The 21,962-nt window shown below is 64.3% G+C and carries 18 protein-coding genes; 7 read left to right on the plus strand and 11 right to left on the minus strand.

All coding sequences use genetic code 11. The features are described from left to right. Positions 1–46: 46 nt before the first annotated feature. The 3 genes from B7G53_RS13380 to B7G53_RS13390 form a co-directional block, all read right to left on the minus strand. A complete protein-coding gene (locus B7G53_RS13380) occupies positions 47–1,039 on the minus strand; it encodes a Bug family tripartite tricarboxylate transporter substrate binding protein (RefSeq protein ID WP_096668447.1) in 993 nt (330 codons plus the stop codon). A gap of 62 nt (positions 1,040–1,101) precedes the next feature. Next, positions 1,102–2,004, minus strand: coding sequence for a site-specific tyrosine recombinase XerD (xerD, locus tag B7G53_RS13385; RefSeq protein WP_096668449.1), 903 nt, complete (start codon positions 2,002–2,004; stop codon positions 1,102–1,104). A 118-nt stretch (positions 2,005–2,122) separates the two neighbouring features. Continuing rightward, on the minus strand, positions 2,123–3,097 hold the full coding sequence (locus tag B7G53_RS13390) for a tripartite tricarboxylate transporter substrate binding protein BugE (RefSeq protein WP_096668451.1): 975 nt from the start codon (positions 3,095–3,097) through the stop codon (positions 2,123–2,125). Positions 3,098–3,564: 467 nt separating this feature from the next. Here B7G53_RS13390 and B7G53_RS13395 point away from each other — a divergent pair, with 467 nt between their 5' ends. Beyond that, on the plus strand, positions 3,565–4,470 hold the full coding sequence (locus B7G53_RS13395) for an AEC family transporter (RefSeq protein ID WP_096668453.1): 906 nt from the start codon (positions 3,565–3,567) through the stop codon (positions 4,468–4,470). Between the two features lie 132 nt (positions 4,471–4,602). Here B7G53_RS13395 and B7G53_RS13400 read toward each other — a convergent pair whose 3' ends face one another. Genes B7G53_RS13400 through B7G53_RS13410 form a run of 3 tightly spaced genes read right to left on the minus strand, consistent with a single transcriptional unit; the run spans position 4,603 to position 6,883 of the window. After that, positions 4,603–5,442, minus strand: coding sequence for a substrate-binding domain-containing protein (locus B7G53_RS13400; protein ID WP_096668455.1), 840 nt, complete (start codon positions 5,440–5,442; stop codon positions 4,603–4,605). After that, positions 5,439–6,128: an ABC transporter ATP-binding protein gene (locus B7G53_RS13405; RefSeq protein ID WP_096668457.1), complete on the minus strand. Its 690-nt coding sequence runs from the start codon at positions 6,126–6,128 to the stop codon at positions 5,439–5,441. Before B7G53_RS13405 ends, B7G53_RS13400 begins: the two co-directional genes overlap by 4 nt. Beyond that, complete coding sequence (locus tag B7G53_RS13410) at positions 6,125–6,883, minus strand: ABC transporter permease (protein ID WP_096668459.1); 759 nt, start codon at positions 6,881–6,883, stop codon at positions 6,125–6,127. The genes B7G53_RS13405 and B7G53_RS13410 overlap by 4 nt, the downstream gene beginning before the upstream one ends. A 135-nt stretch (positions 6,884–7,018) precedes the next feature. On the opposite strand from B7G53_RS13410, the gene B7G53_RS13415 reads away from it, so the two are divergent. Beyond that, positions 7,019–8,128 carry a substrate-binding domain-containing protein gene (locus B7G53_RS13415; protein WP_096668461.1) on the plus strand — a complete coding sequence of 370 codons (1,110 nt, stop codon included), beginning with the start codon at positions 7,019–7,021 and terminating at the stop codon, positions 8,126–8,128. A gap of 153 nt (positions 8,129–8,281) precedes the next feature. On the opposite strand, the gene senA is transcribed toward B7G53_RS13415, so the two are convergent. Then, complete coding sequence (gene senA / locus B7G53_RS13420) at positions 8,282–9,502, minus strand: selenoneine synthase SenA (protein ID WP_096668463.1); 1,221 nt, start codon at positions 9,500–9,502, stop codon at positions 8,282–8,284. 393 nt (positions 9,503–9,895) lie between these two features. Between senA and B7G53_RS13425 the strand changes: the two genes are divergently transcribed. The 5 genes from B7G53_RS13425 (at position 9,896) to B7G53_RS13445 (ending at position 16,417) form a co-directional block, all read left to right on the plus strand. Continuing rightward, complete coding sequence (locus B7G53_RS13425) at positions 9,896–11,680, plus strand: hypothetical protein (RefSeq protein ID WP_096668465.1); 1,785 nt, start codon at positions 9,896–9,898, stop codon at positions 11,678–11,680. 55 nt (positions 11,681–11,735) lie between these two features. Beyond that, positions 11,736–12,758 carry a selenoneine biosynthesis selenosugar synthase SenB gene (gene senB, locus B7G53_RS13430; RefSeq protein WP_176491363.1) on the plus strand — a complete coding sequence of 341 codons (1,023 nt, stop codon included), beginning with the start codon at positions 11,736–11,738 and terminating at the stop codon, positions 12,756–12,758. Continuing rightward, positions 12,755–13,828, plus strand: a complete 1,074-nt coding sequence (gene selD / locus B7G53_RS13435) for a selenide, water dikinase SelD (protein WP_096668467.1) — start codon at positions 12,755–12,757, stop codon at positions 13,826–13,828. The genes senB and selD overlap by 4 nt, the downstream gene beginning before the upstream one ends. Before the next feature lie 217 nt (positions 13,829–14,045). Then, positions 14,046–14,642, plus strand: coding sequence for a TRAP transporter small permease subunit (locus B7G53_RS13440; RefSeq protein ID WP_096668469.1), 597 nt, complete (start codon positions 14,046–14,048; stop codon positions 14,640–14,642). A gap of 14 nt (positions 14,643–14,656) precedes the next feature. Continuing rightward, positions 14,657–16,417: a TRAP transporter large permease gene (locus tag B7G53_RS13445; protein WP_096668471.1), complete on the plus strand. Its 1,761-nt coding sequence runs from the start codon at positions 14,657–14,659 to the stop codon at positions 16,415–16,417. A 286-nt stretch (positions 16,418–16,703) separates the two neighbouring features. Here the strand turns inward: B7G53_RS13445 and B7G53_RS13450 are convergent, their stop codons facing one another. The 4 genes from B7G53_RS13450 to dxs all read right to left on the minus strand — a co-directional run bounded on the left by B7G53_RS13450 (position 16,704) and on the right by dxs (position 21,957). Then, complete coding sequence (locus B7G53_RS13450; protein ID WP_096668473.1) at positions 16,704–17,786, minus strand: TRAP transporter substrate-binding protein; 1,083 nt, start codon at positions 17,784–17,786, stop codon at positions 16,704–16,706. 180 nt (positions 17,787–17,966) lie between these two features. Next, the gene (locus B7G53_RS13455) at positions 17,967–19,046 is read right to left on the minus strand and encodes a TRAP transporter substrate-binding protein (protein ID WP_096668475.1); all 1,080 of its coding nucleotides are present in this window, start codon (positions 19,044–19,046) and stop codon (positions 17,967–17,969) included. 200 nt (positions 19,047–19,246) lie between these two features. Further along, positions 19,247–20,065, minus strand: a complete 819-nt coding sequence (gene folE2 / locus B7G53_RS13460) for a GTP cyclohydrolase FolE2 (RefSeq protein ID WP_096668477.1) — start codon at positions 20,063–20,065, stop codon at positions 19,247–19,249. Continuing rightward, on the minus strand, positions 20,062–21,957 hold the full coding sequence (dxs, locus tag B7G53_RS13465) for a 1-deoxy-D-xylulose-5-phosphate synthase (RefSeq protein WP_096668479.1): 1,896 nt from the start codon (positions 21,955–21,957) through the stop codon (positions 20,062–20,064). Before dxs ends, folE2 begins: the two co-directional genes overlap by 4 nt. Between the last annotated feature and the right edge of the window lie 5 nt (positions 21,958–21,962).

Here is a 21,962-nt window from a genome sequence, read left to right on the forward strand (position 1 = left end):
TGGGCGCAGACAGCTATTAAATCAATAGCATGCGACACCCCGAGGCTCAGTCGCCCTTGATCTGCGCCGCCTTGATGATGCGGGCGTTGTTGTCGGACTCCTGCGCAATCTGCCGCCCGAACTCGGCGGCGCTGCCGCCCGTCAGCACGTTGTCGGCGCCCAGCAGGCGCTTGCGCAACTCGGGCGTCTTCAGGGCCAGATTGATTTCGGTGTTCAGGCGCGACAGCACGGCCTCGGGTGTTTTTCCGGGTGCAAACACGCCGAACAGCGAGCTCAGGTTGGCCGGCGCAAATCCGAGTTCGGCAAAGGTCGGCACCTGCGGCAGGGCCTCCACCCGCGCCGGTGCACCGACTGCCAGCGGGCGCAGCTTGCCGGACTGGATGTGCGGCATCACCGCGCCGCTGAGGTTGGTGGTGATCACTTCAAACTGCCCGCTCAGGGCATCGGTCAGTTGCTGGCCGCCGCCTTTGTAGGGAATGTGGGTGAAGCCGGCTTTCGCGCCGTGCTGGACCTGCTCGAGCACGATGTGGCCCACCGTGGCCAGCCCCGAGGTGGACCAGCGGATGCCGCCGGGTCTGGCTTTCGCCGCGGCCAACAGGTCCTTGAAGTCCTTGCCTTCAAAAGCAGAGGTGGCCAGCAACACCACCGGCGAGTACATCACGCTGGCCACCGGGGCAATGTCCCGGGCCGGGTCATAGGGCAGCTTGCCCAGGTGCGGGTTTAGCGCCAGCGGGCTGATCGAGGAAAAGCCGATGGTGTAGCCGTCCGGCGCGGCCTTGGCCACGGCGTCCATGCCGATGCTGCCGCCCGCACCGGCCCGGTTTTCCACCACTACCGGAGTGCCCAGCTGCGCGGCCAGCTTGTCGGCCAGCGCACGCGCGATGTTGTCGCTCAGGCCGCCCGGCGGGTAAGCCACCACGATGCGGATGGGGCGTGCCGGCCAGGCGCCCTGGGCGGCGGCAGACAGAGGCATCCAGCTGGTGCCGAGGGCGAGCAAGGACAGGGCAAACAGGCCGTGACGGCGATTCAGGCGTGACATGAGAAGGTCCGGAAGTGAAAGGGAAGCCTCATTTTGCCCTGCCCCCATCCCTTCCTGCGGGCTCAGCCTCGGGGGTGGTGGTGCGCGTGCAGCGCCTTCAGGCGTTCGCGCGCCACATGGGTGTAGATGGTGGTGGTGGAGATGTCGGCGTGGCCCAGCAGCATCTGCACCGCCCGCAGGTCGGCGCCATGGTTGAGCAGGTGGGTGGCAAAGGCGTGACGCAAGGTGTGCGGCGACAGCGGCGAGGTGATGCCCGCCCGCAGCGCATGTTTCTTGACCAGCATCCAGAACATCACGCGGCTCATGCCGCTGCCGCGGCCGGTGACAAACAGGTCGTCGGTCTGCTGCCCGCCCAGGATCGCGGGGCGCGCTTCGGCGAGGTAGTGCTCGATCGCCTGCCGCGCCACTTGGCCGAAGGGCACCAGGCGCTCCTTGCTGCCCTTGCCCATGACGCGCAGCACCCCCTCGTTCATGCCGACATGGAAGGTCTTGAGCCCGACCAGCTCGCTCACACGCAGGCCGCTGGCGTACATCAGTTCCAGCATGGCGCGGTCGCGCAGGCCCAGCGGCGTGTCGCTGTCGGGCGCGGCCAGCAGCAACTCGACCTGGGCTTCCGACATGAGTTTGGGCACACGCAGGGCCTGTTTGGCCGACTGCAGTTTGAGGGTGGGGTCGGCGTGGATCAGACGCTCGCGCAGGGCCCAGCGGAAGTAGCGCTTGAACACCGTCAGGCGCCGGTTCGCGGAGGTCGCCCGGGTGCTGGCGTGCCGGGCCGAAAAATAGGCGTTCAGGTCGCGCTCGGCACTGTCGTCGAGCTTGCGGGCGCCCTGCTCTTTCGCCCCCAGCCAGAGCGCATACAGCGACAGGTCGCGCCGGTAGGCGGCCAGCGTGTTTTTGGACAAGCCGTCTTCCAGCCACATGGCGTCGACAAAGGCATCAATGCTGGACTGGCTCTGGGGATTCATAAGCGCAACGATAACAAACCGAACAAACGGACCCCCTGCAAAAAAAAGGGCCCCATCAGCTCAAGGCTGGCGGGGCCGGGGAAACACGGGAAAGGCGGTCCAACCGCCTGGCCGGCACTTACTCGAGCGACAGCTTGGAGGTGGTCACCACTTTTTTGTAAACCTCGAACTCGGCCTTGATCTGGGCCGTGAACTGCTCGGGCGTGTTGCCGACGATGATGGAGCCGGTGTCCTCGATGCGCTTGCGCACCGCCGGGTCCTGCAGGGCCTTGAGCGTGGCCGCGCTGACCTTGTCGACCACCTCTTTTGGCAGGCCCTTGGGGCCCAGAATACCGTAATACGCCATGCGGTTGACCGGCTCGAGGCCGACTTCCTTGAAGGTCGGCACATCCGGCAGGACCGCCAGACGCTGCGGCGCGGCCACCACGATCGGGATCAGGCGTTTTTGCTGGATGAAAGGCAGTGCCGAGGGGATGTTGTCGAAAATGATCTGCACCTGGCCGGCCACCGTGTCGTTCAGGGCCGGGCCCGCGCCGCGGTAGGGAATGTGGGTGATGAAGGCACCGCTCAGGCTTTTGAACAGTTCGGTCTGCAGGTGGCCGATGCCCCCGGTGCCCGACGAGGCGTAGGAGTACTTGCCGGGGTTCTTCTTGATCTCGGCAATGAACTCCTTGTAGTTGCGCGCCGGAAAGCTGGGGTGCACCGCGATGATGTTGGGCGTGGCCGCAATGTTGATGATGGGCGTGAAGTCCGTCAGCGGGTTGTACGGGATCTTGGTGTTGATGGCCGGGTTGGCCGCGGTGGTGGACACCGTCGCCATGCCCAGCGAATAACCGTCCGGCACGGAACGCACGGTTTCCAGGGCGCCGACCACGCCGCCGCCACCGGCCTTGTTCTCGACGATCACGCTTTGCCCCAGGGCCTTGCCCAGCGGCTCGGCGATCACGCGCGCAACGATGTCGGTGGTGCCGCCCGGTGCAAAAGGCACCTGCAGCTTGACAACCTTGTTCGGGTAGGACTGGGCCAGGGCAGAGCCTGCCGCCGCCGTAGCCAGCGTCAGTGCAGAAAGGGTGAGTAGATAACGACGTTGCATAACGATTTTCCTTGCGATAGAGAGTTGACAGCCTCTATCGTAAGCGCAAGCACCCTGCCACCTTGTTGTGGAATACGCATAAGGGCAATCCCCTAGGGACCCTCTGCCTGACTCGCGCCGAGCGCGGCGGGGCTTTTGCGGGATGAGCCGTGAGGCGCAAAACCCAAGGCAAGGCTGAACGCCTTGCCTGGTTTTGCAACGAAGCACTGGCAACCGCGGTCGCGGTTGCAGCCCTTTGAGCCCCAATGGGTATGCACGGCCTCTGGCCGTGCGTGCCCGCAAAACCACGCCCCTTCGGGTTCGGACCAAAACGGGCGCTTTCCTCACCAAACCCCTTGCGTGTGCTTTTCAGCACACGCTGCGTGGTGCTGGCGAGCAAATCATCCCGTTGTGGACCCGAACGCGCATGGCGGGAGTCAGGCAGAGGGTCCCTAGGCTTTGCGCCTGTTGCGGTTATTCTTGCCGGGGTGAATTACGCCCAACTTCTGTTCCCGGATTTCTCCCTGATTCTCTGCGGCTACCTGGTGTGCCGTTACACCGCCCTCAACCGCACGGTGTGGCAGCAGGTGGAAAGCCTGGTGTATTACTTCCTGTTTCCGGTGCTGCTGTTTCAGTCCATCGTCAAAAGCCCGCTGGACCTGGGCGCGGCCTCCAGCCTGATTGCGGCCGGCCTCAGCATGGGCGTGCTCGGCATTGCGCTGGCTTATTCGCTGCCGCACCTGCCCTGGCTGGGGTCGCACATTGACCGGCGGGAGCACGCCGCCAGCGCGCAGGTGGCTTTCCGCTTCAACTCCTTCATCGGGCTGGCGCTGGCCGAACGCCTGGCCGGTGCCGAAGGCCTGCTCCTGATTGCCGTACTGATCGGCGTCTGCGTGCCGCTGTTCAACGTCGGCGCCGTCTGGCCGATGGCGCGCCACGCCAACAGCGGTTTCCTTGGGGCGCTGGTGCGCAACCCGTTGATCATCGCCACCGCCACCGGCCTGACGGCCAACGCGCTGGGCTTTCAGATGCCGGTCTGGCTGGAACCCACCGTGACCCGCATCGGTGCCGCCTCGCTGGCGCTGGGCCTGATGGCCGCCGGCGCCGGCCTGCAGTTCGGCCAGCTGGCGCGGGCCAAAACCCTGGCGGTGGCGCTGCTGGTCATCCGCCACCTGCTGATTCCGCTGCTGGCGCTGGGCCTGTCCTGGGTGTTTCGCCTGTCGCCGGTGCAGACCACCGTGCTGCTGGCGTTTTCTGCCCTGCCCACCGCCTCCAGCTGTTACGTGCTGGCGGCCCGCATGGGTTACGACGGCGCCTACGTGGCCGGCCTGGTCACCTTGTCCACCCTGCTCGGCATGTTCAGCCTGCCGTTTGCGCTGGGCGTGCTGCGCTGAAATAGGGCCCCCACGTTCGCTCACTGCGTGTAGCTCTCTGCCCCCGGGGGGTGCTGCGCCTGCGGCCCGGCTAAGCCGGTTCCGCGGCCCCTGCTTGAAGGGGAGAGTCCGGCATCGCCTCCCGACGTCTGCTTACTGGCGCGGAGCGTTCGGGAAGAACAGCTGTTCGCCGCCTATCTTGTAGCTGGCGATCGCCGCCTGGCCGGCCGGCGAGATCACCCAGTCGACAAACTTCTGCGCTTCGGCCACTTTCACTTTCGGGTGTTTGGCGGGGTTGACCACCATCACGCCGTACTGGTTGAACAGGCGTGTATCGCCTTCCACCAGCACCGCCAGGTCCGCGCGGTTCTTGAACGCCAGCCAGGTGCCGCGGTCTGCCATCACGTAGGCGCCCGAGCTGGCGGCGATGTTCAGCGCCGGACCCATGCCGCAGCCGCAGGCCTTGTAGCCGGCAAACTGCGGGTTGTCAACGCCGGCATTTTTCCAGTAGCGCAGCTCGGCGGCATGGGTGCCGCTCTTGTCCCCGCGCGAGACAAAGGGAGCGTTGGTCGCACTGATTTTTCTCAAGGCTTCGACAATGTCCTTGCCTCTGGTTTTTGCCGGATCGGCCGCCGGACCGATCAGCACGAAGTCGTTGTACATGACCGGGTAACGTTTGATCGCAAAACCTTCGGCAACAACTTTTTCCTCGGCCACCTGGTCATGCACAAACAGCAGGTCGGCGTCGCCACGGCGGCCCATGTCGATGGCCTGGCCGGTGCCCAGGGCCACCACCTTGATGTCGATGCCGCTGACCTGTTTGAAGGCCGGCAGCAAGGTGCCGAACAGGCCCGACTGCTCGGTCGAGGTCGTCGAGGCCATCACGATGGTGTTCTGCTGCGCTATAGAAACAGTAGCTGTCAGCGCAATGGGTACAAGGGCTGCGACCCGAAAATACTTGAACATTCGGGACAGGGCGGGGCTGGGTTTCATGCAAGTTCTCCTTTGACAAACATCTCGGCTTCCAGCGGCAGCGGGCCGTTGAAAAAGTCATGCACCGGCAGGTCGGCCAGCAGCCGGCCGTGTTCGAGGTAGATCACGCGGCTGGCCAGGCGCTTGACCTGGCCCAGGTTGTGGCTGCTGAACACCAGCGTCATGCCGGCGTCGGCAAACTCGGTCATCAGCGCCTCCACCTCGCGCTTGGCACCGGGGTCCAGGCTGGCGGTGGGCTCGTCGAGCAGCAGCACCTGGGGCTGCAAGGCCCAGGCGCGCGCCAGCGCCAGCCGCTGCTGCTGCCCGCCCGACAAGGCCTTGGCATTGCGGTGGGCGATGCCAGCCAGTCCGACACGCGCCAGCGCTTCCAGCGCCTGGGTCTGGGCAGTTTTCCAGGGCACGGCCTTGAGCCACAGGCCCAGCGCCACGTTGTTCAGGGCACTGGCACGCAGCATGTAAGGCCGCTGGAACAACATGGCCTGGCGCACCGACGCATCTGAAGACACTGCGCCGCGCGTCGGCGGGACCAGCCCGTGCAGGGTTCTGAGCAGCGTGCTTTTGCCGCTGCCGTTGGCACCCACCAGGGCCACCCGTTCGCCGGGATGGATGCTGAGGGCGCACCCAGCCAGCGCGCGGGTCTGGCCGAAGTACACGTCGACCGCTTTGAGTTCGAACAGCGCACTCATGATTTGATGGCGCCAGCCTCGGGCACCAGCAGCTGGGCCGTTTCGGGCAGGCCGTCATCGAGCCGCTCGCGCCAGCGCCGCACCAGCGCAATCAGCACGTTGAGCAGCAGCACCACACCCAGCAGCAGCAGGCCCAGCGCCAGCGCCAGCGGCAGGTCGCCCTTGCTGGTTTCCAGCGCAATCGCGGTGGTCATGACGCGCGTGAAACCGTCGATGTTGCCGCCCACCACCATCACCGCGCCGACCTCGGAGATGGCGCGGCCGAAGGCGGCAATCAGCACGGTGAGCAGCGCATAACGCTCATCCCACAGCAGCAGCAGGCTGCGCATGCCCTTGCCTGCGCCCAGCGACTGGAACTGCTCGCCGTGCAGCCGGTCGGCATCTTCAATCGTCTGGCGCACCAGTGCCGTCACCACCGGCAGCACCAGCACGGCCTGCGCCAGCACCATGGCCTGGAAGGAAAACAGCCAGCCGAGAAAACCCAGCGGGCCGGACCGAGACAGCAGCAGGTACACCACTAGCCCGACCACCACCGACGGCAGGGCCAGCAGCGTGTTGAGCACGGTCAGGACGATGCCGCGGCCGCGAAAACGCGCCACGCCCAGCCAGGCGCCGAGCAGCAGCCCGGCGCTGCAGGCGATCGCACAGGCACAGGCGCTGACTGCCAGCGAGCGGAACACAATGCTCGCCAGCAGTGGGTCAAAAGTCGCAATGAGCGAAAACGCCGTGCCGACGCTGTCCGAGAAAGTGTTCATGCAAAAGAAAAGTTGTGACCTTATCGTAGAAGCGATGGCCGCGGATCACCATTGGGAATCACGAGCTATGAAGCCGATTGCATAAGGAAGGCGCATCCGGCCTTGCGCCCATAATCAGCACACCCTTCGTCCACCATGCACAAAGTCGAACTCTCCTACCTGCTGACGCCCGAGCGCAGCAAGGACACGCTGATCCGCAATCCGCTGATGGACCTGCTGCATGCCGTGCGTGAACAGGGCTCCATTTCGAAGGCGGCGCGCGCCCTCGATCTGTCCTACCGCCATGTCTGGGGAGCGCTGAAAAAGTGGGAACTGACCCTGCAGCGGCCGCTGATCGTCTGGGACAAGGGCCAGCGCGCCCAGCTCACCGAGTTTGGCGAAAAGCTGCTGTGGGCCGAGCGCCAGGCCCAGGCCAGGCTGGCGCCGCAGATCGAAGCGCTGCGCGGCGACATCGAACGGGCCTTCTCCACCGCCTTTGACGATGAGGCGCATGTGCTCACGCTGTATGCCAGCCATGACGCCGCGCTGAGCGCACTGCGCGAACAGGCCAGTGCGCGCGGCCTGCACCTGGACATCCGTTTCATGGGCAGCGTGGACGCGATTGCGGCGCTCAACGCCGGTCGTTGCATGATGGCCGGCTTTCACACCCTGGAGCAGCCCGACAGCAAGTCGGTGGCGGCACTGACTTACCGCAGCCTGCTCAAGCCCGGCCAGCACAAGCTGATCGGTTTCGCGCATCGCCAGCAGGGCCTGATGGTGGCGAAGAACAACCCGCTGGCCATCAACGGCATCGCCGACCTGAAGCGGCCGGGCATCCGTTATGTCAACCGCGCAGTGGGCACCGGCACGCGGGTGCTGCTCGACGAGCTGCTGGCGCAGGCCGGCCTGGACGCGGACGGCATCGAAGGCTACAACACGCAGGAGCCGTCCCACAGCGCGGTCGCGCAGGCCGTTGCAAGCGGCGCCGCCGATGCCGGCCTGGGCATCGAGGCTGCAGCGCGCGAAAAAGACCTCGGGTTTGTGCCGCTGGTCCAGGAGCGTTACCACCTGGTCTGCCTGAAGTCCGAACTGCCGCAGCCCCAGGTGCAGGCCCTGCTCAGGGAGTTGCAGAGCAGCGACTGGCAGACGACGCTGGCCGGACTGCCCGGCTACAGCGGCGACCATGCGCAGAGCGGCAAGGTGCTGTCGCTGCGGGCGATGTTGCCTTGGTGGAATTACCGGAAAGCCAAGGCCTCCCACTCTTGAGAATGAATTCTTGCTCTGGCCCTTTAGTCACCTACGCTGGTAGCTATTTAATTCATAGCAACCACTGAAGCACCTCCAACGTGGAGAGACGCGAGCAAGCCGGGTCTCGCCCCGGCGGGCGAGGCACTTTACCTTTGCTTCGCCAAAAAAGCATTACAAGGCGCAGGAACGAAACCCGCAGAAGATATCGTCCCGCTCGGGCCGGTAGAAGTTGCGGTACTTCGGCGACTTCATGCGGGCGCGGGTCGCAAAAGAGCCGCCGCGCAGTACCTTGTGCGTGCCGAACCAGGGCTGCGAATAATCGACATAGGGTCCGGGTACAAAACCCGGGTAGGCCCGGAAGGTGCTGCCCGTCCACTCCCAGACATCACCCCAGCGAAACCCGCGCCGCGCGGCCGTGTGCGCGGCCACCTCCCACTCGACCTCGGCCGGCAGGCGGCGCCCGGCCCAGCGGCACCAGGCGTCGGCTTCCCACCAGCTCATGTGCATGGCCGGCTGGTTGGCCAGCATGCGCATCGGCTTGCCAAAGCGGGTTTGCATCACCGCGCCGCTGGCCACACCGATCTGCTCGACATAACGCGGGCCGCGCCGTCCTTCACGGGTCGCCGTGGCCTGCAGCCAGTCCCAGCCTTCGCTCTGCCAGAACTCGGGCTGGTCGTAGCCGCCGTCATCGACAAATTCGACAAACTGCGCCCAGCTCACCGGCTGGGCGTCGATCTCGAACTCGGGCACGCTGACCTCGTGCGGGGCCAGCTCGTTGTCGAACACGAATCCCGGCGCCGCGGCGCTGCCGAGCTTCCAGACGGTGGCCGGCACCAGCAGCGGCTCGCGCAGCGTCATGGTGGGTGGCGTGAAGGCCTGCAGCAGCGCCTTGTCCAGGCCCAGGCCCAGTGTCTGCGCGGTGTAGCTCAGGGCCTCGCCATGCATGTCCTCGTGGAACAGGCAGAGACGGAAAAAATAGAGCGCATCGTCGTCCTCCCCGGTTTTTTCCAGCAGTTCCAGCGTGCTTTCCAGCGTGTCGAGCAAATAGGCACGGCAACTCGCGACCGGGGGAAGATCCAGCGTCCAGCGCTGGTGGTGCGGCACGTTGGCCGAGTCCCACCAGCGGTCGGCGCCCGGTTCGATGGAGGCCAGCCGCGCATGCGCGGGCTCGCAGCGGTCACCGCGGGCGCGCTGCATGTTGCGCCCGATCCACCACTCCTGGAACCAGCCGATATGCCCGAGCTCCCAGAGCGGCGGATTGAGGACCGCCAACTCGGGCACCACAAAGTTGACGGCCTCCAGCGCCTGCTGGTACTGGCCAAACAGGTGCAGGGTATGGTTGCGCGCATCCATCAGGGCCAGCGACAGGGCATCCCGTCCGGCGCTGCGCATCAGGGGCGAGTCAATCAGGCCGGCCTCGTGGGCAGCAGACGAATGGGGTGATGAAGGGGGTAGCGGGTCTGAAGCCAAAACCGTCGTCCTGGTAAGCCGGCTGCAGCATGCCAACCCTGGCAAGCGGCGCACCGCGCATGGGGGAACCCAGAATAGCAGACCTGCGACCGCCCGGGACAACGGCGATCCGCCTGCGCGCCGGTGAAAATCCGGCCGGAGAGGACCTGGCGTCCGCCAGTCAAGCGCTTTTTTCGACCGGTCGTCACCCCGCCCATCACCGGTTCGGCACAGTCGGGATAGACTTCGATGACTTTTCTATCAAGGCAAGGCCGCCTGCCGGGTGCCGTCCTTGCCTTCGCGTGTGAATCAGATCCATCAACCGGTCCGCCATTTATGCCATCCAACGAGCTGAATGCCTCCCCCGAAGATCTCGACCTGAGCATCATGGACATGAGTCCACTGGCCTGGGTCCTGGATGAACTCGAAAAATCACTGGACAGTTCGAGCAAGGCGCTGAAACGTTTTGTGCGGGAAGCCGAAGTGGCCCAGGACGCTGAGCTGGCCGCGCTGGATGCGAGCCAGTTGCGCATCGCCCGCCAGCAGCTGCATCAGGCGGTGGGCGCGCTGGAGATGGTCGGCTTGAGTGCGCCGGCACTGGTGCTGCGGGCGATGGAGGCCGCGGTGCAGAAGTTTGTCCAGACACCCGGTCAATGCACCCTGGAGGCCGCGAACAAGGTCGAACTGGCCGGTTTTGCCCTGACCGCTTACCTCGAGGATGTGTTGGCGGGCAAGCCAGCTTCGGCCGTGTCGCTGTTCCCCCAATACCGGGATGTCCAGGGCCTGGTCGGCGCGGACCGCATCCATCCGGCCGACCTCTGGGCCTTTGCGTGGCACTGGATTGAGCCGGAGCTGGCGTCCGGCGCCCCTCCCCTGGCCTACGGCGACGCCAGCCGGGAACTGCTGGATCGGTGGACCCTGAAACTCGTCCGGAGCAGCCATCCCGAGGCGGCCCGACAGCTTTGCGACATGTGCCTGGGTTTCGCGCAGGCGGAAACGGACAGTGAGCCCAGGGCCTTCTGGAAACTGGCGGCCGGCTTTTTTGAAGCCCTCGCACAGGGCCTGCTGAAAGTGGATGTGTATGCCAAAAGGGCTGTTTTGCGCATCCTGCTGCAATATGCGGCCCTGGCACGGGGCAACACCCGTGCGTCGGAAAGGCTGGCGCAGGATTTGCTCTTTCTCTGCACCCAGGCCGTGCCCAAGAACACCACGGATGCCCCGGTGCTGTCGGCGGTCCGTGCCAGTTATGGCCTGGACCGCTTCCAGCCCATCGACTACGAGGCCATCCAGTTCGGGCGCTTCGCCCCGGCGCTGATCGCCCAGGCCCGCAAGCGGATCAGTTCGGCCAAGGACACCTGGTCATGGGTGAGCTCGGGCGACCTCACCCGCTTCAAGACCATGAACGACCAGTTCAGCCTGGTCACGGACTCCCTGGTCAAGATGCACCCGCCCAGCGAGCCGCTGGCGCGCGTGCTGGCGCGGGTGATCGAGACGACCGCACGCTCAGGCCAGGTGCCCAGCCCCGAACTGGCGCTGGAAGTGGCAACGGCCGTGTTGTACCTCGAGGTCGCTTTTGACGATCTCGACCCCAGTGACCCCCAGCTGACCGCCCGCACCGCCCGGCTCGCCGAACGGCTGGCCGCGGCCCAGGCTGGCGGGCCGTCGCAGCCGCTGGAGCCCTGGATGGAAGCGCTTTACCGGCGGGTCAGCGACAAACAAACCATGGCGACCCTGGTGGTTGAACTGCGGGTGACGCTCGGTGATCTGGAGAAATCGCTGGACAATTTTTTCCGTGCGCCCCAGGACAAGACGGTGCTGAGCGCGGTGCCCGGGCAACTCGGGCAGATGCGCGGCGTGTTGGCCCTGCTGGGGCTGGACCAGGCCGCGCTGGCGGTGGTGCACATGCGCGAACTCGTCGACCAGATGCTGCGCGCCGATGTCGACGGACAGCAGCTTCTCGCGGCCGGGACGTTTGACTGCTTCGGCAACAACCTCGGCGCCCTGAGCTTCCTGATCGACATGCTCAACTACCAGCCTGCGCTTGCCAGAAAGCAGTTTGTCTACGACGCAAAGAAGGGCGAACTCACGACGGACAGGGATGTCGAAGGCGGGCCGGCCTGAGGCCTGTTAACCTTGCTGCGAGGGGAGCTCTCCGGCTCGCGAAACAAGGTGATCCATGGGCAATGTGTCCGAAACAAAAACCGTGGTGCTGGTCAGCCCGGCCCTGGCCGATGCCAACAATGGCAACTGGCACACTGCCCGGCGCTGGGCGCAATGCCTGGCGGGCCACTGTGCCACCCGCCTGCGGGCGCAGTGGCCGGAATCGGCCCCTTCGGCCGAGCCCGATGCCCTGATCGCGCTGCATGCACGCCGCTCTGCGCCGTCCATCGCAGCCTGGGCGCGGCAGTGCCCCGGCAAACCGCTGATTCTCATCCTGACGGGCACCGACCTGTACCGCGACATCCTTGGGGACGACAGCGCGCAGCAATCGCTGGCGCTGGCCACCCATCTGGTGGTGCTGCAGGAGGCCGGCCTGCAGGCGCTGCCCGCCGCCATGCGCCACAAGGCCCGCGTGATCTACCAGTCGGCGCGCGCCCTGCAGCCTGCCGTCAAGCCGGTGCGGCACTTTCGCGCCCTGATGGTCGGCCACCTGCGGGAGGAAAAAGACCCGTTGACCTGGATACGGGCGGCGGCGCGGCTGGCCCCGGAAACCGCCAGCCCGCCGGTGCGCCTGCTGTTTGACCATATCGGGGACGCGCTCACCCCGGATCTCGCGCTGGCCGTGCAGACGGCGCAGGCCTCCATCCCCGGCTACCGCTGGCTGGGCGGCCTGCCCCAGGCAACAACCCGCCAGCACATCAAACAGGCGCACGTGCTGGTCAACAGCTCGCGCATGGAAGGCGGCGCCCAGGTCATCTTGCAGGCCGTCCAGTCCGGCACGCCGGTGCTGGCATCAAAAATCAGCGGCAACATCGGCATGCTGGGCGCCGCTTATGCGGGTTATTTTCCCGTGGGTGACGACGCTGCGCTGGCGGCGCTCCTGCTGCGCTGCGCCACCGATGCAGGCTTTCTGGCCCTGCTGGAAAAACAATGCAGCGAGCGCGCCCACCTGTTCGACCCCGAAGCGGAAAAGCGCCTTGTCTTAAACTTGGTGCTCAGCGCATTGTCTGCCGCACCGCCCAGGAAACCCTCCCCATGAACGCACCCGACCCACTCACACCCGCCGCCCCTCCCCGCCTGACCAGCCTGTCCCATGGCGGCGGCTGCGGCTGCAAGATCGCCCCGGGCGTGCTCAGTGAAATCCTCAAGAACTCCAGCAACCTGCCGGGCCTCAACATCCCGCCGCAACTGCTGGTTGGCATCGAAACCGCGGACGATGCCGCGGTCTACCAGCTCAACGACGAGCAGGCGCTGATTGCCACCACCGACTTCTTCATGCCCATCGTGGACGATCCCTACGACTTTGGCCGCATCGCCGCGACCAACGCGATCAGCGATGTCTATGCCATGGGCGGCACACCCATCATGGCGCTGGGACTGGTGGGCATGCCGATCAACGTGCTGCCGCTGGAAACCATAGGTGCCATCCTGCGCGGCGGCCAGGATGTCTGCCGCGATGCCGGCATTCCGATCGCTGGCGGCCACACGATTGATTCGGTCGAGCCGATCTACGGCCTGGTCGTGATGGGCCTGGTCCATCCCTCGCGGGTCAAGAAAAATTCGGGCGCCCGCGCGGGCGATGTGCTGATCCTGGGCAAACCGCTGGGCGTCGGCATCCTGTCGGCCGCGCTCAAGAAAGAAGCACTCGACGCCCAGGGGTATGCCCGCATGATTGCCGTCACCACCCAGCTCAACAAACCGGGCATCACCCTGGCAAAAATGGAAGGTGTCCATGCCCTGACCGACATCACCGGCTTCGGACTGCTCGGCCACGGGCTGGAACTGGCACGCGGCGCGAACCTGAAGATGGAGTTGCAGATGGACAGCATTCCGCTGCTGCCCGGCGTGCTGGACCTGGCAGGGCGTGGCATGGTCACAGGCGCCTCCGGCCGCAACTGGGCCGCGTATGGCCATGAAGTGCAGCTTCCGGCGGGCCTGGGTGCGGCGCAACAGGCCCTGCTGTCCGACCCGCAAACCAGCGGTGGGTTGCTGGTGTCCTGCGCGCCGGAGATCGCCGACGAGGTCCTGGCCTGCTTCCACAGCCAGGGCTTTTCGGAGGCCCGCGTCATCGGCCGCATGCTGGAGGGCAGCGGCGTACAGGTGCTCTGAACCCCGGCCTGTCCGCTGTTCGGCGCACCTTTTGGGGGGGCGAATCCGGGCGCGCCAAACACCCGTCGCTACGGGATAACACCGTCACGAAGCTGTCAGCTTGGCTTCTATAGTCCTCTATAGAATCCCATCCGCGCCAACCAGTATCCGGCACGCCTTCCACCCGAAGGCCTGCCGGATGATTTTTATGCGTGGATTCTTTTTTCCTGGAGACAAAATGCGCGCCTTACTGAAGTTTTCCAATGCCGTGGATTGGGTCAATGCCCAGATCGGCAAATACGTGATCTGGCTGATCCTTGCCTCCACCGTCATCAGCGCGGTCAATGCCGTGATCCGCAAGGTATTCAACATGAGTTCGAACGCCTACCTCGAGGTGCAGTGGTACCTGTTTGCAGCCGCCTTCCTGCTCGCCGCGGGCTACACCCTGCTCCACGGCGAACACGTCAAGATCGACGTGGTCTCCAGCAAGCTGTCCAAACGCGGGCAGATCTGGGTCGACATCATCGGGTTCTCTGTTTTCCTGACGCCTGTGTGCCTGACCATCCTGTATTACGGCATTCCGTTTTTCCTGCAGGGCTACCGCTCCGGGGAAATCTCGGGTAACGCGGGCGGGCTGATCCGCTGGCCGGTGTACGCCATGATTCCTCTGGGTTTCGGCCTGCTGATGTTGCAGGGCTGGTCCGAGCTGATCAAGCGCATCGCCTTCCTGAAGGGCCTGATTGAAGACCCGACCACCAAGAAGGTCGAGAAGACCGCCGAAGAAGAGCTGGCCGAGGCGATACGCCGCCTCGCCGAGTCCAAAACTGTCGGCTGACCGGGAACACCATCATGGAATTTTTTATCGCCAACCTCGCCCCCATCATGTTCATGGGGCTGATCATCTTCCTGCTGATGGGCTTTCCGGTGGCCTTCAGCCTCGGCGCCTGCGGACTGTTTTTCGGATTCATCGGCGTCGAGTTCGGCGTCCTGCCCGAAGCCCTGCTGCAGGCCCTGCCGCTGCGGCTGTTCGGCATCATGCAGAACGACACCTTGCTGGCCATCCCGTTTTTCACGCTGATGGGCCTGGTGCTGGAGCGCAGCGGCATGGCCGAAGATTTGCTGGACACCATTGGCCAGCTCTTCGGCCCGCTGCGCGGCGGCCTGGCCATCGCGGTGATCCTGGTCGGCGCGCTGCTGGCAGCGACCACCGGCGTGGTCGCTGCATCGGTGATCTCCATGGGCCTGATTTCGCTGCCCATCATGCTGCGCTACGGTTACGACCGGCGCCTGGCCTCGGGCGTGATTGCCGCTTCCGGCACCCTGGCGCAAATCATCCCGCCATCGCTGGTGCTGATCATCCTGGCCGACCAGCTGGGCCGCAGCGTCGGTGACATGTACAAGGGCGCGTTCGTGCCCGGTTTCATCCTGACCGGCATGTATGTCGGCTATGTGTTTGTGCTGGCCTTCGTCAAACCGCAGTGGGTCCCCGCCCTGCCGGCCGAAGCGCGCACCATCCGTGAGGACAACGGCAAGGCCGGCCTGCTGTCGCTGCTGCTGCTGACCATTGCCTCCGCCGGTAGCGCCGTTTACTTTGCCAAACACTACGCCCAGGTGCAGACCTGGTGGAAAGGCGAAACCGTCACCTCGGTGCCGCTCGATGAAACCATTGTGGTGTCCATGTGCCTGGGGGTGATCCTGGCCTTCGTGATCGCCGTGGTCAACAAGGTCACCCGTCTGGGCCTGCTGTCGCGCATGGCCGAACGCGTCACGTTTGTGCTGATCCCGCCGCTGCTGCTTATTTTCCTGGTGCTGGGCACGATTTTCCTCGGTATCGCCACGCCGACCGAAGGCGGCGCCATGGGTGCGCTCGGTGCGCTGATCATGGCGTTTGCGCGCCGCCGCCTGAGCTTTTCGCTGCTCAAGCAGGCGCTCAACACCACCACCAAGCTGTCGTGTTTTGTGGTCTTCATCCTGATCGGTTCGACCATTTTCAGCCTGGTGTTCCAGGGCGTGGACGGACCGAAATGGGTCGAGCACCTGCTCAGCGGCCTGCCCGGCGGTCAGGTCGGCTTCCTGATCGTGGTCAACGTGCTGATCTTCTTCCTGGCCTTCTTCCTGGACTTCTTCGAGCTGTCCTTCATCGTGGTGCCACTGCTGGCACCGGTGGCCGAGAAACTGGGCATCGACCTGATCTGGTTCGGCGTGTTGCTGGCCGTGAACATGCAGACCTCCTTCATGCACCCGCCCTTCGGTTTTGCGCTGTTCTACCTGCGCAGCGTCGCGCCCATCAAGGAATACACCGACAAGGTCACCAAGAAGCTGATCCAGCCGGTCACCACCATGCAGATCTACTGGGGTGCCGTGCCCTTTGTGCTGATCCAGGTGGTCATGGTCGGCCTGATCATTGCCTTCCCGGGCATTGTCTCCAGCGGTCTCGACAAGGTTGAAAAAATCGACCTCGACAAGGTCATCCTGCAGGTTCAGGAAGAACCGGTGGAAGCCGTGCCTGTCCCGGGCAGCGCCGCGGAAGCTGCCGCCGAGCAGAAGCACGCTGACGACGACCCGATGAAAGCCATGCAGGACTCCATGGACAAGGACAAGAAGAAATAGGCCGCAGGGCCAGTCGCAACCCTTTGGGGACGCGCCTTACACCAAGCCCCGGCATGCCGGGGCTTTTTTTTGCCCTATCGCAGCCGTTGTAAACACAGGTGCTGGCGATGCCCCTCGGCCCACGCCGCCAGCAGCCCCCAAAAATGTCGATGCGCGCCCTGGGAGCCTGACAGGGCAGCTGTAGTCTCAAGCAGGTGGCCAACGCCGGCAAACAAGCCTGGCCATTTCGCCCAGGCAAAAAAAAACCCCGCAGAGCGGGGCTTTGGACAGCATACCTGGAAGCGGTTTAGAGCTTCTGGGATTGCATGAAGTTGTCGAAACGCGCTTCGGTGAAGCGGAACCAGAGGTTCTGGTCGCGGCGGAAGTTGGCGTAGTCGTCGTAGATTTTTTTCCAGGCCGGGTTCCGGGCGCTGATCTCGGCATACAGGGCCATGGACTCCTTGAAGGCCAGGTCCAGCACGTCCTTGGGGAAAGGCAGGACCTTGGTCTTGCCGCCCACCAGCTGTTTCAGCGCGGTCGGGTTCTTGGCATCGTACTTGGCCTGCATCTCGACGTGGGCGTAGGCGGCAGCGGCTTCAACAATCGCCTTGTTCTCTGCAGACAGGCCCTCGTAAGCCTTGTTGTTGACGAACACGTCGAGCTGGGGACCACCCTCCCACCAGCCGGGGTAGTAATAAAACGGAGCAACCTTGTTGAAGCCCAGTTTCTGGTCGTCGTAAGGACCGACCCACTCGGCCGCATCAATCGTGCCTTTTTCCAGCGCCTGGTAAATCTCACCGCCCGGAATGTTCTGCGGCACGGAGCCCATGCGTTCGAGCACCTTGCCGCCGAAGCCGCCGATACGCATCTTCAGACCCTTCATATCCTTGACCGACTTGATCTCCTTGCGGTACCAGCCGCCCATCTGGCAACCCGTGTTGCCGGCCGGGAAATTCACGATGTTGTATTTGGCGTAGAACTCGCGCATCAGCTTCATGCCGTTGCCCTCGTACATCCAGGCCGTCATCTGGCGGCTGTTCAGGCCGAAGGGGATGGCGCAACCGAGGGCAAAGGTCTCGTCCTTGCCGAAAAAGTAGTAGGGGGCCGTGTGGCAGCACTCCACAGTGCCGTTCTGCACACCATCGACCACGCCGAATGCAGGCATCAACTCGCCGGCGGCATGGGTGGAAATGGTGAATTTGCCGCCGCTCATTTCTCCAACTTTTTTGGCAAAGGTCTCAGCGCCGCCGAAAATGGTGTCCAGCGATTTCGGAAAGCTCGATGCCAGGCGCCAGCGGATGGTGGCACCCTGGGCCTGGACGGCTGGTGCGACGCCAGCAGCCAGGACACCGGCAATACCGGCATTTTTGATAAGAGAACGACGATCCATGAGCAAACTCCTCAGTTATAGATAGATTAAAAGGATTACTGACACCCCGCGAGTCTAGGAGGAGGTCAATCTATAACTATTGGGAGTTACCCCCTCCGGGCTTCACCTGATGGAGAAACGCAACAGGGCGCCACCCCCCCGCTTGGGGGAGTAACGCCCTGTCTGGCCGGTCGTGGCTGCTTACAGTTTCTGCGACTGCATGAAGCTGTCGAAACGCGCTTCGGTGAAACGGAACCACAGGTTCTGGTCGCGCCGGAAGCTGGAGAAATCGTCGTAGATTTTTTTCCAGGCCGGATTCTTGTCGCTGATTTCGGCGTACAGGGCCATGGACTCCTTGTAGGCACGATCCATGATGTCCTTGGGGAAAGGCAAGACCTTGGTTTTCGAGGCCACCAGCTGCTTCAGGGCCGTCGGATTCCTGGCGTCGTACTTGGCCTGCAGTTCGGTGTGGGCATAGGCGGAAGCCGCGGTCACAATCGCCTTGTTTTCGGGCGACAGGGCTTCGTAAGCCTTGGTGTTGATGAAGAACTCCAGCTGCGGACCACCTTCCCACCAGGCGGGGTAGTAGTAATAAGGCGCCACCTTGTTGAAACCCAGCTTCTGGTCGTCATAGGGCCCAATCCACTCGGCAGCGTCCAGCGTGCCTTTTTCAAGCGCCTGGTAGATCTCGCCGGCCGGAATGTTCTGCGGCACCACGCCCATGCGCTCGAGCACCTTGCCGGCAAAACCGCCGACGCGGAATTTCAGGCCCTTCATGTCGGCTACCGACTTGATCTCCTTGCGATACCAGCCGCCCATCTGCGCGCCGGTGTTGCCGCCCGGAAAGTTCATGATGTTGTACTTGGCGTAGAACTCGCGCGTCAGCTTCAGGCCATTGCCCTCGAACATCCAGGCGGTCATCTGGCGGCTGTTCAGGCCAAAGGGAATCGAGCAGCTCAGCGTGAAAGCGTCGTCCTTGCCGAAGAAATAATAGGCAGCGGTGTGGGCCATCTCGACCGTGCCGTTCTGCACACCATCGACCACGCCGAAAGCAGGCATCAACTCGCCGGCCGCGTGCGTGGAAATGACAAATTTCCCGCCGCTCATTTCGTTGACCTTTTTGGCAAAGGTCTCTGCGCCGCCGAACACCGTGTCCAGCGACTTGGGGAAGCTCGATGCGAGGCGCCAGCGGATGGCGGCCTGGGCGTGTACGGCCGGTGCAACACCAGCGGCAAGCACACCGGCGATGCCGGCATGTTTGATGAGGGAACGACGATCCATGGAAAAAAACTCCGGGAGTTGATAAAACGGTTGGTTCTTGTACAGCGCCGCTCCACGCGGCTTTGACTGTAAGCATGCTTATTGTAGAAAAGGGGGAAGCCCGACCATCGGGGGTTATCCCGTCAAAACACCTCTCACATCGCAGGTCTTCAGGCTACTGTCAGGAATGAAAATGCCAGGGTAACCGGTCGTGCAAGCGTTCAATCGATGCCGCGCTCGATCACCGCATAGGCGTCGTGGGCATGAATCGATTCGAAGTTGGTGACCGCTACCCGGTAACCTGCAATACGGGCGTCGGCATCGAGCGCCAGGGCCACGTCGCGAATCAGGTCCTCGACAAACTTGGGGTTGGCATAGGCCCGCTCGGTCACCCATTTTTCGTCGGGGCGTTTGAGCAGACCCCAGAGCTCGCAGGACGCGTTGTCCTCGGCAAAACGCACCAGTTCGCTCCAGTCCATCGCCCCGGTGAGCCGAGCGAGCAGCTTGATGTGCGAACGCTGGTTGTGCGCGCCGTCATCGCTGACCTCCTTGGAACACGGACACAGCGACTTGACCGGCACCGTGGCCTGCATGCTGATGCAGGTCGCGCCGTCCTGGCGCCGGGCCAGCCAGGCACCGTCGTACTCCATCAGGCTTTGCTGCCCGCTGACCGGTGCGGACTTCCGGATGAAAAACGGAAACTTCACTTCAATGTGGCCGTCATCGGCTTCCAGCAAGCGGAGCATGCTCTCCATTTCGGAGCGCAGCGAGTCTGCCGTCAGCGCCTCGCCGCGCAGTGTCAACGCGTCCAGCCAGGCAATCAGGCGCGACATGTGGGCACCTTTCTGGTCGGCGCGCAGGCCCACATCGAGTGTCCAGGTGCCCACCGTTGGCTGTACCTTGCCCGCCACCACCACATTCAGCGGGTAACGCAGCGAGGTGATGCCGACGCGCTGGATGGGCAGGCGGCGCAAGTCGGCCCGGCCCTGCACATCGGGCATGGCCGATGGCTCGGCCCCGCTTTTCAGGGACGCTGTCATGCGACGGATTTGAGCGAGCGCTTGGCCGGCTGGGCCGGCGCGGGCAAGACGCCAAAACGCGCGACGATGGCTTGCCCGATGCCGGCCGCGTCCAGCCCCTGCAGGGCCAGCAGCCTGGCCGGGTCGCCATGCTCGGTGAACTCGTCGCGCAGGCCCAGGTGCAGCAAGGGCTTGACGACGCCCGCTGCGGCCAGCGCCTCCGCCACGGCACTGCCGGCACCGCCCATGATCGAACCCTCTTCCACTGTGACCAGGGCCTCGTGGCTGGCCGCCACCTGCAGCAGCAATTCGGTGTCGAGTGGTTTGGCCCAGCGCATGTTGACCACCGTGGCGCCGAGTTTTTCGGCCGCTTCGAGGGCCGGATGCAGCAAGGTGCCAAAGGCCAGAATCGCCACGCCCGCGCCCTGGCGGCGCAGCTCACCCTTACCAAAGGGCAAGGCATCGAGATGGGCCTGCGTCGCCACACCGGCACCGGCGCCGCGCGGGTAACGCACGGCCACCGGATGGTTCTGTTCGTACGCGCTGCTCAGCAGCATGCGGCACTCGTTTTCGTCGGCCGGGCAGGCCACACTCATGTTGGGGATGCAGCGCAGGTAGGCGATGTCGTAGGCGCCCGCATGGGTGGCGCCGTCGGCCCCCACCAGCCCGGCGCGGTCGAGCGCAAACACCACCGGCAGGTTCTGCAGCGCCACATCGTGGATCAACTGGTCATAACCGCGCTGCAAAAAGGTCGAATAAATCGCCACCACCGGCTTGAGGCCTTCACAGGCCATGCCCGCGGCAAACGTGACCGCGTGCTGCTCGGCGATGCCGACGTCGTAATAACGGTCGGGAAAACGCTGGTGGAACTCGACCATGCCAGAGCCCTCGCGCATCGCCGGCGTGATGCCGACCAGCCGGCTGTCCTTTTCCGCCATGTCGCACAGCCAGTGGCCGAACACCTGGGTGAAAGTCTGTTTTGCCGGTGCCGCGGACTTCTGCAGCCCCATGGCCGGATCGAACTTGCCCGGGCCGTGGTAAGCCACCGGGTCGGCCTCGGCCAGCTTGTAGCCCTGGCCTTTTTTGGTCACCACATGCAGGAACTGCGGGCCCTGCAGATGCCTGATGTTTTCCAGCGTCGGGATCAGCGAGTCGAGGTCGTGGCCGTCAATGGGGCCGATGTAGTTGAAACCGAAATTCTCGAACAGCGTGGCCGGCACCACCATGCCCTTGGCATGGGTCTCCAGCCGCTTGGCCAGCTCGAACAGCGGCGGTGCGACCCTGAGCACCTGCTTGCCGACACTTTTGGCCGAGGCATAAAACTGCCCGCTCATGAGCTGCGCCAGGTAGCGGTTGAGGGCGCCAACCGGCGGGCTGATGCTCATGTCGTTGTCGTTGAGGATCACCAGCAGCTTGCAGTCGCAGACACCGGCATTGTTGAGCGCCTCGAAGGCCATGCCTGCGCTCATGGCGCCGTCACCGATGATGGCCACCGCATGGCGGTCTTCACCCTTTTGCTTGGCCGCCATCGCCATGCCCAGGGCGGCAGAAATCGAGGTCGATGAATGCGCGGTGCCAAACGTGTCGTATTCGCTTTCATCACGGCGCGGAAAGCCGCTCAGGCCGCCGAACTGGCGCAGGCTGGCCATGCGGTCGCGCCGGCCGGTCAGGATCTTGTGCGGGTAGGTCTGGTGGCCCACGTCCCAGACCAGCCGGTCCTCGGGCGTGTTGAACACATAGTGCAGCGCCACCGTGAGTTCGACCGTGCCCAGGTTGGAGCTCAGATGTCCGCCGGTCTGCGACACGCTGTGCAGCACATAGGCGCGCAACTCGTCGGCCAGGGTCCGGAGCTGGGGTCGCGGCAGCAGGCGCAGGTCTGCGGGGCTGTTGATGGTTTCTAGCAGTGGGTACATCGTGG

Origin of the sequence: Polaromonas sp. AET17H-212 (assembly GCF_002379085.1) — a bacterium.
In the GTDB taxonomy this organism is placed as follows: Bacteria; Pseudomonadota; Gammaproteobacteria; order Burkholderiales; family Burkholderiaceae_C; genus Polaromonas.